At 33.2% G+C, this 14,564-nt stretch carries 15 protein-coding genes; 1 reads left to right on the forward strand and 14 read right to left on the reverse strand.

Annotated elements, in window-relative coordinates:
• Positions 1–157: 157 nt before the first annotated feature.
• The 5 genes from rsmA to metG form a co-directional block, all read right to left on the reverse strand.
• A complete protein-coding gene (rsmA, locus tag AN960_RS18340; protein WP_056474500.1) occupies positions 158–1,033 on the reverse strand; it encodes a 16S rRNA (adenine(1518)-N(6)/adenine(1519)-N(6))-dimethyltransferase RsmA in 876 nt (291 codons plus the stop codon).
• Complete coding sequence (gene rnmV / locus AN960_RS18345; RefSeq protein WP_056474503.1) at positions 1,033–1,587, reverse strand: ribonuclease M5; 555 nt, start codon at positions 1,585–1,587, stop codon at positions 1,033–1,035. Before rnmV ends, rsmA begins: the two co-directional genes overlap by 1 nt.
• A gap of 140 nt (positions 1,588–1,727) precedes the next feature.
• Complete coding sequence (locus tag AN960_RS18350; RefSeq protein WP_056474505.1) at positions 1,728–2,936, reverse strand: resuscitation-promoting factor; 1,209 nt, start codon at positions 2,934–2,936, stop codon at positions 1,728–1,730.
• Between the two features lie 186 nt (positions 2,937–3,122).
• Positions 3,123–3,893: a TatD family hydrolase gene (locus tag AN960_RS18355; RefSeq protein ID WP_056474510.1), complete on the reverse strand. Its 771-nt coding sequence runs from the start codon at positions 3,891–3,893 to the stop codon at positions 3,123–3,125.
• 424 nt (positions 3,894–4,317) lie between these two features.
• Positions 4,318–6,300, reverse strand: a complete 1,983-nt coding sequence (metG, locus tag AN960_RS18360) for a methionine--tRNA ligase (RefSeq protein WP_172795440.1) — start codon at positions 6,298–6,300, stop codon at positions 4,318–4,320.
• A gap of 297 nt (positions 6,301–6,597) precedes the next feature.
• Between metG and AN960_RS18365 the strand changes: the two genes are divergently transcribed.
• Complete coding sequence (locus AN960_RS18365) at positions 6,598–6,882, forward strand: AbrB/MazE/SpoVT family DNA-binding domain-containing protein (RefSeq protein ID WP_056474515.1); 285 nt, start codon at positions 6,598–6,600, stop codon at positions 6,880–6,882.
• A gap of 106 nt (positions 6,883–6,988) precedes the next feature.
• Here AN960_RS18365 and rsmI read toward each other — a convergent pair whose 3' ends face one another.
• From rsmI to AN960_RS18410, 9 genes are all read right to left on the reverse strand, one after another.
• Positions 6,989–7,864: a 16S rRNA (cytidine(1402)-2'-O)-methyltransferase gene (gene rsmI / locus AN960_RS18370; protein ID WP_156339725.1), complete on the reverse strand. Its 876-nt coding sequence runs from the start codon at positions 7,862–7,864 to the stop codon at positions 6,989–6,991.
• Entirely contained in the window at positions 7,860–8,126 is a 267-nt protein-coding gene (locus AN960_RS18375; protein WP_056474521.1) for a GIY-YIG nuclease family protein, read from the reverse strand. Before AN960_RS18375 ends, rsmI begins: the two co-directional genes overlap by 5 nt.
• The gene (locus AN960_RS18380; RefSeq protein WP_056474524.1) at positions 8,113–8,853 is read right to left on the reverse strand and encodes a tRNA1(Val) (adenine(37)-N6)-methyltransferase; all 741 of its coding nucleotides are present in this window, start codon (positions 8,851–8,853) and stop codon (positions 8,113–8,115) included. The genes AN960_RS18375 and AN960_RS18380 overlap by 14 nt, the downstream gene beginning before the upstream one ends.
• Before the next feature lie 182 nt (positions 8,854–9,035).
• Complete coding sequence (gene yabA / locus AN960_RS18385; RefSeq protein WP_056474527.1) at positions 9,036–9,395, reverse strand: DNA replication initiation control protein YabA; 360 nt, start codon at positions 9,393–9,395, stop codon at positions 9,036–9,038.
• Between the two features lie 12 nt (positions 9,396–9,407).
• The gene (locus tag AN960_RS18390; RefSeq protein ID WP_056474530.1) at positions 9,408–10,235 is read right to left on the reverse strand and encodes a PSP1 domain-containing protein; all 828 of its coding nucleotides are present in this window, start codon (positions 10,233–10,235) and stop codon (positions 9,408–9,410) included.
• A gap of 3 nt (positions 10,236–10,238) precedes the next feature.
• Entirely contained in the window at positions 10,239–11,234 is a 996-nt protein-coding gene (holB, locus tag AN960_RS18395) for a DNA polymerase III subunit delta' (RefSeq protein ID WP_056474533.1), read from the reverse strand.
• A gap of 213 nt (positions 11,235–11,447) precedes the next feature.
• Complete coding sequence (gene tmk, locus AN960_RS18400; protein WP_056474537.1) at positions 11,448–12,080, reverse strand: dTMP kinase; 633 nt, start codon at positions 12,078–12,080, stop codon at positions 11,448–11,450.
• Between the two features lie 12 nt (positions 12,081–12,092).
• Positions 12,093–13,514, reverse strand: coding sequence for an aminotransferase class I/II-fold pyridoxal phosphate-dependent enzyme (locus AN960_RS18405; RefSeq protein WP_056474539.1), 1,422 nt, complete (start codon positions 13,512–13,514; stop codon positions 12,093–12,095).
• A gap of 335 nt (positions 13,515–13,849) precedes the next feature.
• A complete protein-coding gene (locus tag AN960_RS18410; RefSeq protein WP_286131748.1) occupies positions 13,850–14,038 on the reverse strand; it encodes a sigma factor G inhibitor Gin in 189 nt (62 codons plus the stop codon).
• Positions 14,039–14,564: the final 526 nt, after the last annotated feature.

The following is a 14,564-nucleotide window of genomic DNA, read 5'->3' on the forward strand; positions in this document are numbered from 1 at the left end:
ACGAGTTCGCTCTCTTTTCTTAGATTATGTATGGACAAAAAAAAGGGTGAAAAGAAGGTTTATTGAACTTTTGTAGGGCATCGGAACTAAAATGAGGCAGCAAATAAAAAAGATGATTACAAACTAGTTAGTAAATTAGTTTATAATCATCTTTTTGTTATTTCATTCTTTTATATAGATTATTACTTAAAGTTCCAAATTCTTGAATTGATAAAGTTTCTCCTCTTCTTGTTCCTTCAATACCTGCTTCTAAAAGACAAGCTTCAAGGATTGTCTTGTCCTTTTTCAGTTGAGAAAAATGATTTAATAAATTATTATTTAATGTTTTTCTTCTTTGAGCAAAGCTCGCTCTAACTACTTCAAAAAAGAATGATTCATCAATTACCTCTGCTGCTGGTTCTTCTCGTTTTACTAGCTTTATAACAGCAGAATCAACGTTTGGCTGTGGCATGAAGACCGTTCTAGGTACAGTCATAACCGTTGAAGCATGTGTATAAAACTGTATTGCTATTGATAGTGAACCATAATCCTTTGTCCCCGGCTTTGCGGAGATACGGTCAGCTACTTCTTTTTGCAACATACAAACAATTCCTCTGATTGGTAAACCTTCAGTTAATAGCTTCATGATTATTGGTGTCGTTACATAATAAGGCAAGTTTGCGACTACCATTATATCCGACTCATTTGGTAAATGCTCATTAATCGCTTTTTCAACATCTGCCTTTAGAACGTCTTCATTAACGATTTGTATATTATCATATGGAGAAAGTGTATCTTCTAAGATTGGGATTAGTCTATTATCAATTTCAAAAGCTAATACCTTCTTAGCACGCTTAGCAATTTGCTCAGTTAATGCCCCAATTCCCGGACCAATTTCAATTGCACAACTTTCTTCAGTTAAGTCTGCATAACTTACAATGTTTTCTAGTATATTTGTATCAATTAAGAAATTTTGACCAAAGCTTTTTTTAAAGAAGAAATCGTACTTGGCTAATATTTCTTTCGTTCGACTAGGTGTCGCGATATCCTTCATTATTTTTCCTCCATTAAAACTTTTTTTACTGCTTGCCCAAATTCATCTTTTGATATTTGAAACATTTGCAGTCTTTTCTCTAGTTGCTTACCGTTTGTATAACCTATATTAAGAATTTTACCAAGTTTATCTCGTCTTTCACTTGATGAGGGATGTCCAATTAACCCAGCATCTATTAAATCTTCCTTAGTAATTTCGGATTCAACTTCGATAAATTCCTGCTTAACATGAATTAAAGCATTTCGAATAGATTCTCTAGTAGCATGCTCGATCCCTAATCCTTTTTTACCTGAACGAACAGCTTCTTCCTTTGGTAAAAACGCATGCTTACACCCTGGTACGTGCTCTTTAATAATCGAGCGTATACGTTGACCAGGATAATCAGGATCTGTAAATACAATTACTCCTCGAGTCTCCTGAGCATGCTTTATTAATTTTAAAGTATCCTTATTTATAGCAGAACCACTTGTTTCAATTGTATCTGCATCCACAGCTCTTTTAATTGCCGCCGTATCATCTTTACCTTCAACAACAATGATTTCTTTAATTTTCATTTGTTCCTCCAACCAATACAAGTATATGTAATCATACCATAAGGATAATAAAACTTCATACTCTCTTAAAAGTAGTATAAAAAAAAGCAGAAGGACTTATCCTTCTACTTTCATTCAAACAACGATCTATTTTAAAAATATTAACTAATAATACGAATTTTTACAGTACGACGACCAAAATTATAACAATCGTCTTTTGTAGGCATTAAAATATCGATTCTTCTGCCTTTAATTGCGCCACCAGTGTCACCAGCAATAGCAACGCCATATCCTTCAACCCAAACTTTAGATCCTAAAGGAATAACTTTTGGATCAACTGCAATCAGTTTTGTGTTAGGATTTTTACGTACATTAATACCTAAAGCTGTTACACCTGACATCCCCGCATCATAAGGTGAATATGCAGTTGCTTCAACAGACATTTCTTTCACCTTACTACTTGATTTAGGCGCACTAGATTTTACTAATGCACTTGATGTTGGTACAGACTTTGTTCCAACTGCAACTACTCGATCAACTGGTTCTTTTAATATCGTTTCATCAACTAGTGTTTTAGAAACTACTTTACCATTTTCTTTAATCAGTTCAAAGTTACGTTTAACAAGTCCTTTTACACCTTCTGAAATGACCGAAGATTCATCTTTATTCATTGAAGAATCTTTTTGCTCTTTTTCTTTAAAATCTACAGGCTCTTCCACCACATCGTTGACTTTTTCGACACGGATAACTCGAACTGTATCATTTTGTTTGATCATTTCGCCGGCACCTGGTTCAACTCGGTCAAATTCGTTTAAAGTAATGTTCTGCTTTTCTAAAAAGTCAGCGACAGTAGTCGAAGTTGCAAACACTTTTTTAGAAACTCCTCCGTCATTTAATACCATTGGGAATGCTTTTTCGTAAGATACCTTACCATTTTCCTCTAACGGTGTTGAAAGTGCAGGCATTATAACATCATCAGGGTTGATCTTAATATTTTGTTCCTTTAATAATTCCTCTACCGTTTGAGCAGTTGTCATAATGACTTTTTCTTGCCCATCGATCGTAAGTTTAACAGGTTTTGCTAAATGAACCGTAATATCCATATCATCTGATATTTTCGTTTTGGCTGACGGATATATTTCATCTGCATTCGTAATATTAATATTTTGTTCTTTTAATAATTCAGCCACAGTATTTGCATGTGTTTGAATAACTTGTTCCTTCCCGTCTACCTCAAGAGTTACTTGTTCTTTAAGTCCCTCATATGCTCCTGTACCTACTGATCCAGTGAAAACTAAAGCTCCTGCAATTTGTACTGCTAGTTTTTTACTACTCCCAAGTCTAGAAAGTAACCTATTCGCGTCTATCACGATTTTACTCCTCCTTTTCGCCTGAGAAAAAAGATTGACTAGCTCCAAACCTATTAACTAGTGCTTCTACTCTACTGAATGTATGTTTACTAGATTTAGAAGTAGAAGAGTTTTCTTTCGACAAATTCTTCAACTCTTCATACGTGAACTGTGACGAATGTTATGTATTCGTACTAGTTCATGAGATCATTTGTTAATCTGAAAAATATTACACGCATTTTCGAAAGTTCGTTTTTGAACTTCCTCAACTGATATGTTTTTTAAACGTGCAATCTCATCAGCAACAAGTGATACATAGCTAGGTTCGTTTCTTTTTCCTCTATACGGATGTGGTGTTAAGTATGGACAATCCGTTTCGATTAATAGATTTTCTAACGGAATCTCTGTCGCTACTTCTTTTGGTTTTTTTGCATTCTTAAATGTAACTGGTCCTCCCAATGAAATATAGAAGTTCATTTTAATACATTCTTTTGCAGTTTCCACACTTCCGCTGAAGCAGTGCATGATGCCACCTACTTCTGATGCATTTTCTTCTTTTAAAATGGTTACAATGTCTTCAGTTGCGTCTCGATTGTGAATGACAATCGGTAGTCCACATTCTTTTGCTAATTGAATTTGTTTACGAAATACTTCTTTTTGAATTTCTTTTGGAGATTTATCCCAGTAGTAATCTAATCCAGTTTCTCCAATTGCTACTACTTTAGGATGTTTTGATAATTCCTTAATCCATTCAAAATCTTCTTCAGTTGCGTCAATTGCATCAACTGGATGCCAGCCAATAGCTGCATAAAGAAAATCATATTTCTCAATTAATTCCATAGCCTTCGTAATTGTTGGTCGATCAAAGCCAACAACTACTTGATGAACAACTCCTGCTTCTAGAGCTCTACTAATTACTTCTTCAAGGTCTTCTTTGTATTGATCTGCATTTAAATGTACATGTGTATCAAAAAGCATTTCTACTTCCCCTTTGCTCATCTGAGATTTAGTCTAGCATACCGTAAAATTTCTTACCTAACGCACAGTTAACAATTCCGTTACAAAAAAAAACGGTCAAAATTAAGCAATTTCTAATAAAATTTTAAAGATGTTTTAAATTAATTCCATGTTATATCAAGACTTTCTTACTTTTTGTTACCAAATTCAGATAATTATTTTAGTTTACCGTTGTAATCAATCTGTAATATTTTCTTCATATAATGACATTTTCTAACAATACCTTGTTAACACCTGCCATAAATCAACAAATTATTATCATATTTGTGATTATTATGATATTTTTACAATTTTCTGCACAATACAACAATTATTTCAGTAAAACAAATTAAAAAAGAAAAGCATTTCATGTTAGTTTTTACACGAAATACTTTTCCTAGTAACATTATTTAATAATAGTACCGTTTGGTAATGATTGATCAATTGTTGCAAGTGATAGCTTACCTTCAATACTTCCTGCAAGAATCATCCCTTCGGATAGTTCCCCTCTAAGCTTAACAGGTTTTAAATTCGTTACACAGATCACTTTTCTACCAATTAAGTCTTCTGGTTTATAGTATTCCGCTATACCCGATACAACTTGTCTAGATTCATTCCCTAAATCTAATTGAAGTTTTAGAAGTTTTTTTGCTCCTTTTACTGCACCAGCTTCTTTTACTTCAGCTACTTTTAGTTGAACTTTAAAGAAGTCATCAATCGTAATTTCAGGAACAGTTTCTTCCACTTTCTCTTCTGCCACTGGTTTTACAGTAGCTTGCATTTGTTCTTTAATATAAGCAACTTCAACCTCTGTCTCTAAACGAGGGAAAATTGGCTCACCTTTTTGTACTCTCGTATCCTCTTGAATTGCTCCAAACTTATTCAAGCTGTCCCATGAAAGAATCTTTTCATCAACTAGTCCTAACTGAGCGAAAATTTTCGCTGGAGTCTGAGTTAAGAAAGGTTTTAGTAAAATCCCTACTTGACGTAAAGATTCAGCTAAATGTGCCATTACCGAAGCTAGTTCGTTTACACGGCTTTCATCTTTAGCAAGTACCCACGGCTGTGTCTCATCAATATACTTGTTCGTACGACTAACGAACTGCCAAATATTTGTTAAAGCAACTGAAAACTCCATATTTTCCATTGCTGCTTCAACAGATTCTTTCGTATTTTTTGCAACTTGTTGAAGGTTTTCATCAAAATCTGTTACTGCTCCATTAACAGCAGGAATATTACCATCAAAATATTTTTGGATCATTGCAATTGTTCGATTTAATAAATTACCTAGATCGTTCGCTAAATCAAAATTAATGCGGTCAACGAATCCTTCAGGCGTAAAAATACCATCTGATCCAAAAGGAACTTCACGTAGTAAGTAGTATCTTAGTGCATCTAAGCCATATCGATCGATTAATACTACTGGATCTACTACATTTCCTTTTGATTTACTCATCTTGCCGTCTTTCATTAATAACCATCCATGAGCAAAGACCTTTTTAGGTAATGGTAAGTCTAATGCCATTAACATAATCGGCCAATAAATCGTATGGAAACGTACAATTTCTTTACCAACTAAATGAACATTCGCTGGCCAATATTTTTTATAGTTTTCTTCATTATCTGAACCATATCCTAACGCTGTAATATAGTTAGATAAAGCGTCAATCCAAACATAAATAACGTGTTTAGCATTACCAGGTACTTTTACACCCCAGTCGAATGAAGTACGTGAGACAGCTAAATCCTCTAAACCAGGTTTAATGAAATTGTTAATCATTTCATTTTTTCTTGATTCAGGTTGAATAAACTCTGGGTTTTCTTCATAATACTTCAGTAATCGGTCAGCATATTTACTCATTTTAAAGAAATATGACTCTTCTTTAACTAGCTCTACTGGATGACCGCTGTCTGGACTCTTTCCACCAATAATTTTTCCTTCTTCATTATATAGAGGATCTACAATTTGTGTTTCAGTATAATATGTTTCATCCGGAACAGAATACCAACCCTCATACTCGTCCAAATAAATGTCACCTTGATCAAGTAATTGCTTAAAAATCTTTTCAACTATTTCTTTATGTCTGTTTTCTGTCGTACGGATAAAGTCATCATATGAAATATCTAATTTTGACCATAGGTCTTTAATTCCAACAACGATATCGTCTAGGTATTCCTGAGGTGAGACATTTAACTCCTCAGCTTTTCGTTGAATTTTTTGACCATGTTCATCTGTACCCGTTAAATAAAAAACATCAAAACCTTGAAGTCTTTTATATCTAGCCATTGCATCCCCAGCAACAGTCGTATAAGCATGACCTATATGTAATTTTCCGCTCGGATAATAAATTGGGGTTGTAATATAAAATGTTTTATTACTCATTACCAAAAATCCTCCTTATTAAAAATTTCTAAATATTGACACTAAATTATTCGCATGATTTTGCATTTCATTATAAAATGAAAAATGAGTTATCTGCATATCCCCATCTACTATTACAACTTCATACTTATTTTATAAGTTAAATTTTACACAATAGTAACATCTATTTCTATTATTTCTCATAAATATACATACATTTTCTCTTAAATTAACCCATTTTGGCACAGTAGCATTATGTAGCTCTGTTTTTTGGACTACATAGTACAATTATTTTCATAAAAACTTTATATAGGAGGATTAATTATGAAATCTACAGGAATTGTCCGTAAGGTAGACGAGCTTGGCCGTGTAGTAATTCCCATTGAACTTAGAAGAACACTAAACATCACTGAAAGAGACACACTTGAAATATTTGTTCAGGATGATCGAATTATCCTAAAAAAGTATGAACCAAATATGACTTGTATGATGACTGGAGAAATTTCTCAAAATAATCTTGAGGTTGGTGATGGCAAAATTGTTTTAAGTAAAAAAGGCGCAGAACTTCTAAAATTCGAGATTGAACAATTTATAGCTAATAATAATTAAATTGAAGAGGCTGCCTATTTTAATTGCATTCTCTAAATAAAAGCAAGTAAAAATGAGTAGAGAATTACAAATAAATAAGACAGCCTAACTTCATTTTTAAACCATATTAAATTTCGTGATATTCCGCATAGACGTCCCTTTTATTTAATGAACGATCCTTCGCAACAAGTTTTATTGCATCTTTACTTTTTTCATTTTTTTCATTTATGTACCAATCGACATGTTGGTTAATTGATAGTTCCTGCCACCAACAATCCTCATTGTTTTTCATATCTTCTTCAGATGCCCCTTCTAGAACAACTACAAACTCTCCACGTACTTCTCCATTCGTTGCCCAGTCTATTGCATCACTAACTGTCCCTCGTAAAAACTCTTCGAACTTCTTTGTTAATTCTCTACAAAGTACAATTTTTCTGTCACCTAATACTTCAAGAATAACATGTAACGTTTCTTTTAAACGATGTGGAGACTCGTATAAAATAACTGTACTACGTTGTGCCTTTAACGGCTCCAATTGCTTCTTCTTATCTTTCTTTTGACGTGACAAGAATCCTATGTATAAAAATGAATCAGTAGGTAGTCCAGATGATATTAAAGATGTTAAAGCAGCATTTGCGCCCGGTAAAGGGATGACAGAAATACCTTCTTCTAAACAAAGTTTTACAAGCTCATAACCTGGGTCATTTATGCATGGCATTCCTGCATCACTTACTAATCCAACTTTTAATCCTTGTTTCAAGTCTTCTACAAGCTTTAATCCTGCTTTTTCTTTGTTATGTTCATGGTAACTCACTAATGGCGTTGGTATTTCAAAGTGATTACAAAGCTTTTTCGTGTTACGAGTATCCTCAGCTGCAATATAATCGACTTCTTTTAGTATTCTTACCGCTCTAAACGTCATATCTTCTAAATTACCAATAGGAGTTGGTATTAAATAAAGACAACCTAATTCTTCATTTAAGAAGCTCTTTTGACTTTTAATCATTGCTCGCTCCTCCTCTCATATATCGTTCTTTGTTTTCCCTTGATAATTGCTTAAAAGCGTATTCTGCTTGCATCGCTTCTCTTTTCGTTAGGTACTCCTCAAAAAATATACAATTTACAGGTGTCCTACCTCTCGTATATTTTGCACCTTTTCCATCATTGTGTTGTTTTACTCTACGTTCAATATCTGTTGTATACCCTGCATAGAAAGTAGCATCAGAACATTCTAGCACGTATAAATAGTGTTTATTGTCTTCCATATAGAATTTCCTTTAGCTCAGTCGTATACTCGTTATTTTCCTCATATACGTAAATCGGAGGCAAAATTTTAAGGTCTGCCTTACCACCTTTAATACCTTCAATTAGAAGTGTATTTGCTTCTTTACCCATTTTTGGATAGACAAACTGAATTCTTTTCGGCTCAATGCCATGTTTACGCATTGTTGTAACAATATCCAACATACGTCCTGGACGATGAACCATCGCCAATTTCCCACCGTGCTTCAAAAGTTGTTTACTTGCATTGATTACTTCTTCTAAATTCGTTTTAATCTCATGTCTCGCTATTGCATAATGCTCATTCATATTCTGTTCAGAAGTCGGAATATCTTGAAAGTATGGTGGATTACATGTAACAACATCTACAAACTCTCTACCTATTTTATCTGGTGCATTTTTTAAATCGTCATGAATCATTGATATTTTTTCATCTAACTTGTTATATTCAATGCTTCTTTTAGCCATATCATATAATCGCTCTTGTATTTCTACACCAATTATATTTGCTTTAGATCTTCGGTGTAGCATCAATGGAATAACTCCATTTCCAGAACATAAATCAACAATTGTACCTTTTTGGATCGGGACATATGTAAAATTGGATAAAAGAACTGCATCTAATGAAAATGAAAAAACAGATGGACTTTGAATAATCCTCATATCATCGGTTAATAAGTAATCTAAACGTTCGTCACCTTTAAGCATAATTAGTTCCTTTCAAATTCACACCAATAATATCTTTTAGCATTGCCTAATCGCCTAACAATTAACTAGCAGTGCATAAAAAGAAGCTATTCCATTTGGAATTGGCGCATTACCTTTTTAATCAGCTTATTTAATAGCTGTTTTCTAAAAAGGTAATTGCTCGCTTCTTCCGGAATAGCCTACCATTACTTTTTATCAAAGAAGGATAAACAAAACAGACAGTCCTCACCATGACGTACGCTTCCATAATGTAGATTACAAATATGGAAACCCTCTTGGTACAATCTTGCTAAATTATCATAGCCTTCCCCAAGATCCTTATCCTTTTGTACCTTTTTCTTCTTTGAGTCTTTTATTTGCTCTTTTTCTTCTATACGTTTATTTAGACCTAATCTTTCTCGTAAATGATCATTCTCAATTTTCGTATAGTGGTTTTCTTCTAGTAGCTCAGCAATATATTGTTTTAATTCGCTAAGCTGTGTTGATAAATCTTGAATTTGTTCTTCCATATTGGAAAGAGATAAGAATATATTCTTCTTGTCCAATCTTACCACCTCTTAATCTGTGGTTTGTATTGACACGACTCCCTCGTGAATCAAATCATCTAGGGTATACTCCACAACGCGTTCTTTTTTGATCAATTCTACCTGAATAACTCGTTCTAAGATGTTTAATCCTACTACTCTTCCAGGACCTTCTGATGTTTTGATGATATCCTCTAAGTCTGGAAGTTGTTCTTTTGCAGCCTCATACTCGTCATTTTCATATTTTAAGCAGCACATTAATCGGCCACAAAGTCCTGAAATTTTCGCCGGGTTAAGAGAAAGGTTTTGATCTTTAGCCATTTTAATGGATACTGGTTCAAAATCACCTAAGAACGTTGAACAACACAACATTCTACCACAAGGCCCTATCCCACCAAGCATTTTAGCTTCATCACGTACGCCTATTTGTCTTAGTTCAATTCGAGTACGGAATACTGCAGCTAAATCCTTTACTAATTCCCTAAAGTCTATTCTACCATCTGCTGTAAAATAAAAGATGACTTTATTTCGATCAAACGTATATTCGACATCAACTAATTTCATATCTAGTTCATGTTGCATAACTTTACTAGAACAAACTTCATAAGCTTCTTTAGCTGATTGTTTATTCTCATCAACAATCATACGATCATGCTCATCAGCTAATCGCATAACTTTTTTTAACGGAAGGACTACGTCATTTTCTCCGACCTTTTTATTTGGTACAACTACTTTTCCAAATTCAATCCCTCTCACCGTCTCAACGATGACAAAAGTATCTTTAGGGATTGCTAATCCATTCGGGTCGAAATAATAGATTTTACCAGCTTTTTTAAAACGTACTCCGACTACTTCGTACACAATCTACAATCCCTCCTGTAGCTCTATTATCATTTGCTCTAAAACCATTAACATGTTTGCGTTGGATGTTAATCGCTTTTTAGCAAAAAGGATGATTTCTAAACAAGTGGTTATTTTCTCTAATGAAATACGATTTAATGCTTGTCTCATTAATGGTTCTTCATTTTTAAAAACAACGTTTTGATCTTGCTCAGCATATATATATAGCATATCTTTAAAGGCTAATACAAGCATATCAAGCATCATTTGTAACTGTTCCTTCGTATCAAAATGACGAGAAACATTTTGTTGTATGACTAGAAGACTATCTTTTTTCGTCGTTAATAATGCTTCATATAATTCTATCACTAAATCTCTAGCTTGTGCAAACCATTCTTCTTCAGCAATTTGAAGTGCGACTGCCTCACTATTTGTTAATCTTGCTAATAATGGTACTAAGTTTGATTGGAGCTCTATATTAACTAAATGTTCTTCAAAGTATTTTGTTGGTAATGGATTAAAATGGATTGATTGACAGCGAGATTGTATCGTTGGCAAAATTTGTTGTACTTGTTCAGTTAATAAAAATGCAGTTGTAATTGAGACCGGCTCTTCCAAAAACTTTAATAAAGAATTAGCTGCATTTGTCGTCATTCGATCAGCATGGTCTATTATATAAATTTTTCGATTTGATTCAACAGCCGTTTTAGAGAATTCTTCTTGTAATTGTTGAATTTGATGTTTCTTTATAGAGGCTTCTTCAGGCTCAATTACATAAACATTTGGGTGATTACCAGAATCGACACGCTTACAATTACGACAAGTTCCACAAGGTGTAGCGCCACTTACATTCTCACATAGTAATACTTTTGTGTAGTATAATGCAAGTTCGCGTTTACCAGTTCCTCTTGGACCCTCAAATAAGTAAGCATGTGCTACCCTGTTCTTAATGACTGCATTTTTTAACATTTTTGTAGCAACTGGCTGACGATCGCTTAATTTCTCCCAAGATGTTTTCATGTTTACACCTACTTATATCTGTAAAATAATCAATAATATTTTTTCAATTGTATCGGTTTTTTTAAAAATTGTTTTACCAATTACACAACCCTTGTTTTGGCCTACATTTTTCTATTGATACAAGTAATTTTCATTTAAGTTCCGAAAGTTTTCTTTCTTCTATTATACCAGTTCCGTCATGTTATTGTTCATGTAATCAATTTTTATAAATAATTAAATTTCTTCTATTTTTTCTAAAATGACTTTTAAAGTATCATTAAATACTTGCTCGACCTGGTTTGATGCATCAATTCGTTTAAAGCGCCATGGTTCTCTCTTCATGATCTCATCATATCCACTTTGAACTTTTAAATGAAAATCTAGTTCTTCTAAATCCAATCGGTTGATTTCTCTCTCATCTGCTTGGTGAACTCTATTTAATCCAACTTTTGGGTCTAAATCAAAGTAAATCGTTAAATCAGGCATTAAACCATCGATCGCGAATTGATTGATATTATAAATTTCATCTATTCCGATTCCTCTACCGACACCTTGATATGCAAGCGAGCTATCCACAAATCGATCACATAGCACCATTTTACCTTCTTCCAATGCAGGGATTACTTTCTCTGCCAAATGCTGTCTCCTTGCCGCAGCATAAAGTAGTGCCTCCGTACGTTTGTCCATTTCAATATTCTCTGTGTCTAAAATAATATTTCTTATACTTTCTGCGATACGTATACCGCCTGGTTCACGAGTAGATATAAAGTTCACGCTTCTTTTATGAAGTTCTTCCGATATCATTTTTATAATTGTTGTTTTCCCTGCACCTTCTGGTCCTTCAAATGTAATGAACAAAGATTTCAAATGTGTTTCCTCCTAAATCAATACTTCAATTTGTAAATTTTTATCTTCAATCAAATTTTGAATCGTCATTCCATATTGATATACATCTTGAATATAATCAACATGCTTAGTAGTAATTAGTTCACCTTTTAGTAAAATCGGAATTCCTGGTGGATAAGGTACAATATTTTCTGCAGAAATTTCTCCAACTGAATCTGCCAAATCTTTTACCACCTTCCTTTTTTTCTTTAAATCAGCGTAACTATGTAAAACTGTACTCGTAAAATTAGGTACGTTAAGCTTAGGTTGTTTACTTTCAATATATACCATAGATTCAATTGCTTTTTTTATACGATTAATAAGGTCATTAAAATCCATTCCTTCATCTAGCGGAAGGATAAACAGAACATGTCCCCAATCTGATAGCTCAGAATAGATTCCCTCATTTTCAAATATTTCCTGTAATTCTTTACCGGTATGTCCTTTTACACTTTTTACGATTACTTTTAGTAAATCTTGTGTATAGTTTATATGGCTTGATGAAACAATCTGTATACTAGATAAACCATTAACTTCTCTAATAAATTCGGCAATTTTCTTTTGAAGTAATTTTACTTTATCAATAGAAAATGTTTCAACAAAACCCCTTGCGTAATCTAAGGAAGCCATGATTGGATAAGAAGGACTGCTGCTTTGTAGCATTCTCAGCATTTCTCTTACTTTATCTTTGCAAACAAGTTTTGATTTTATATGTAAATATGAACCCATCGTCATTGCGGGCAAAGTTTTATGCGCTGACTGTATGACAATATCGGCACCCATAGATAGCGCATCTTCTGGAAAAGGCGCCCCAATGATAAAGTGTGTTCCATGAGCCTCATCTACTATAGTTGGGATATCCATATTATGAGCGAATTCAATTATATTTTTTAAGTTTTGAGACATTCCATAATAATTAGGGTTTGTTAAAATGATTGCTTTAGCTTTTGGATAATTTTTTATTACATTTATAGATTGTTCAGCGTTGATTCCAAGTGGCTGTCCTAGCTCTTCATCAATATCTAAAGGCAAGAATATAGGCTTTGCTCCAGCAAGTAAAAGACCATGAAAAACTGACTTATGACAGTTACGTTGTACCAATACTTCATCATTTTCGCCACATAACGCTAAAATTGCAGCTAGGTTACCTACAGTTGATCCATTTACTAAAAAGAAACTTTCTTCTGCATTGTATACTTTGGCTAACAATTTTTGAGCCTCACTGATCACCTCTGAGGGATAATGTAAGTCATCTAAGCCGTTTAATTCCGTCACATCATAATTTAATATATTTGGTAATCCTAATTCATTTATAAAAGTGTGCTTTCCATTTTTATGACCCGGAACATGTAGTGATATTGTTTCTTCTTTAACAAACTGTTTCAATGCATTTAGTAATGGCATTTTATTCATCATTAACGCTTCCTTTAATTTTCGCTAATATTTGTATGTATCGTTATACTACTATATTTTTTTGTTACTTTTTTAATTGAACATATTAAACATACTTTTCGATAATTTAATATAACTTCCTAATTCAAAATCCAATAATTTTTAGACAATATAAAAACCGATTATATTTACAAGTTCTCTCCATTACTTAAAGGCTCAGTCACTAAAGAGGTGACCAAACAGTAATAAATTATGGCAGAGGTACCTGTATATAAAATCGGTCCTTCACTTATATCTTATTTTAACTTACAAAAACTTATTAGACTACTACTATTAGTCTATTACCCTTATGCTAATCTCTAATTCGCAATTTCTTCTTTCACCGTACTGATACATCTTAACTTCTCTACAAAGGAATTGTATATAGGTGCATCTGTTTCAGTTTTTACGATTTTCTTTTCACACTCTTCACATACGAATGCTTCAATAATATGAATGCCATGTTCCTTATTCTCTTCACAAACTATACATTTTGATAAACTGTTCACCTTTATTCCTCCTCTAAGTGTTTTTCAGTGCAATTTACGTTTGATTAAACAATTTCGTTTATTATTTAGTTTTGCAAATTAAAAACTTTTTATACAATTTATGGCCTATTTTTTTGTAATATATGAAAATAGTTCTAATTTTGTGCTCTATATTTTTAATTTTTTTTCTAAATATGATACTACTTTCCTGCTTTGAACTTATTTTTGTTCCTTCTAACTACTAAAAAAGGACTACAAATAGTTTGTAGTCTTCCCCTCCAAACTGATCATATTCTTCGATACTGCGCGGTGCTCATTACCATGTAGGGTAACTCCGTACCTCGAAAGAACTGCTACTTAAATCAATACCTTTAAGTGAAGTACCAATTAAATTAGCTTTGTTTAAATATATTGATCAAGTTTCACATTATTTAACTTTGATTCTTAAAATTTTATATCTTTGTAAATACAAAAAAACATCAGCCTAATAGCTGATGTTTTTGGTTACCAGGCGACGTTCTACTCTCACAGGGGGAAACCCCCAACT

Source organism: Bacillus sp. FJAT-25509, from assembly GCF_001420605.1.
Classification (GTDB): domain Bacteria; phylum Bacillota; class Bacilli; order Bacillales; family Bacillaceae_G; genus Gottfriedia.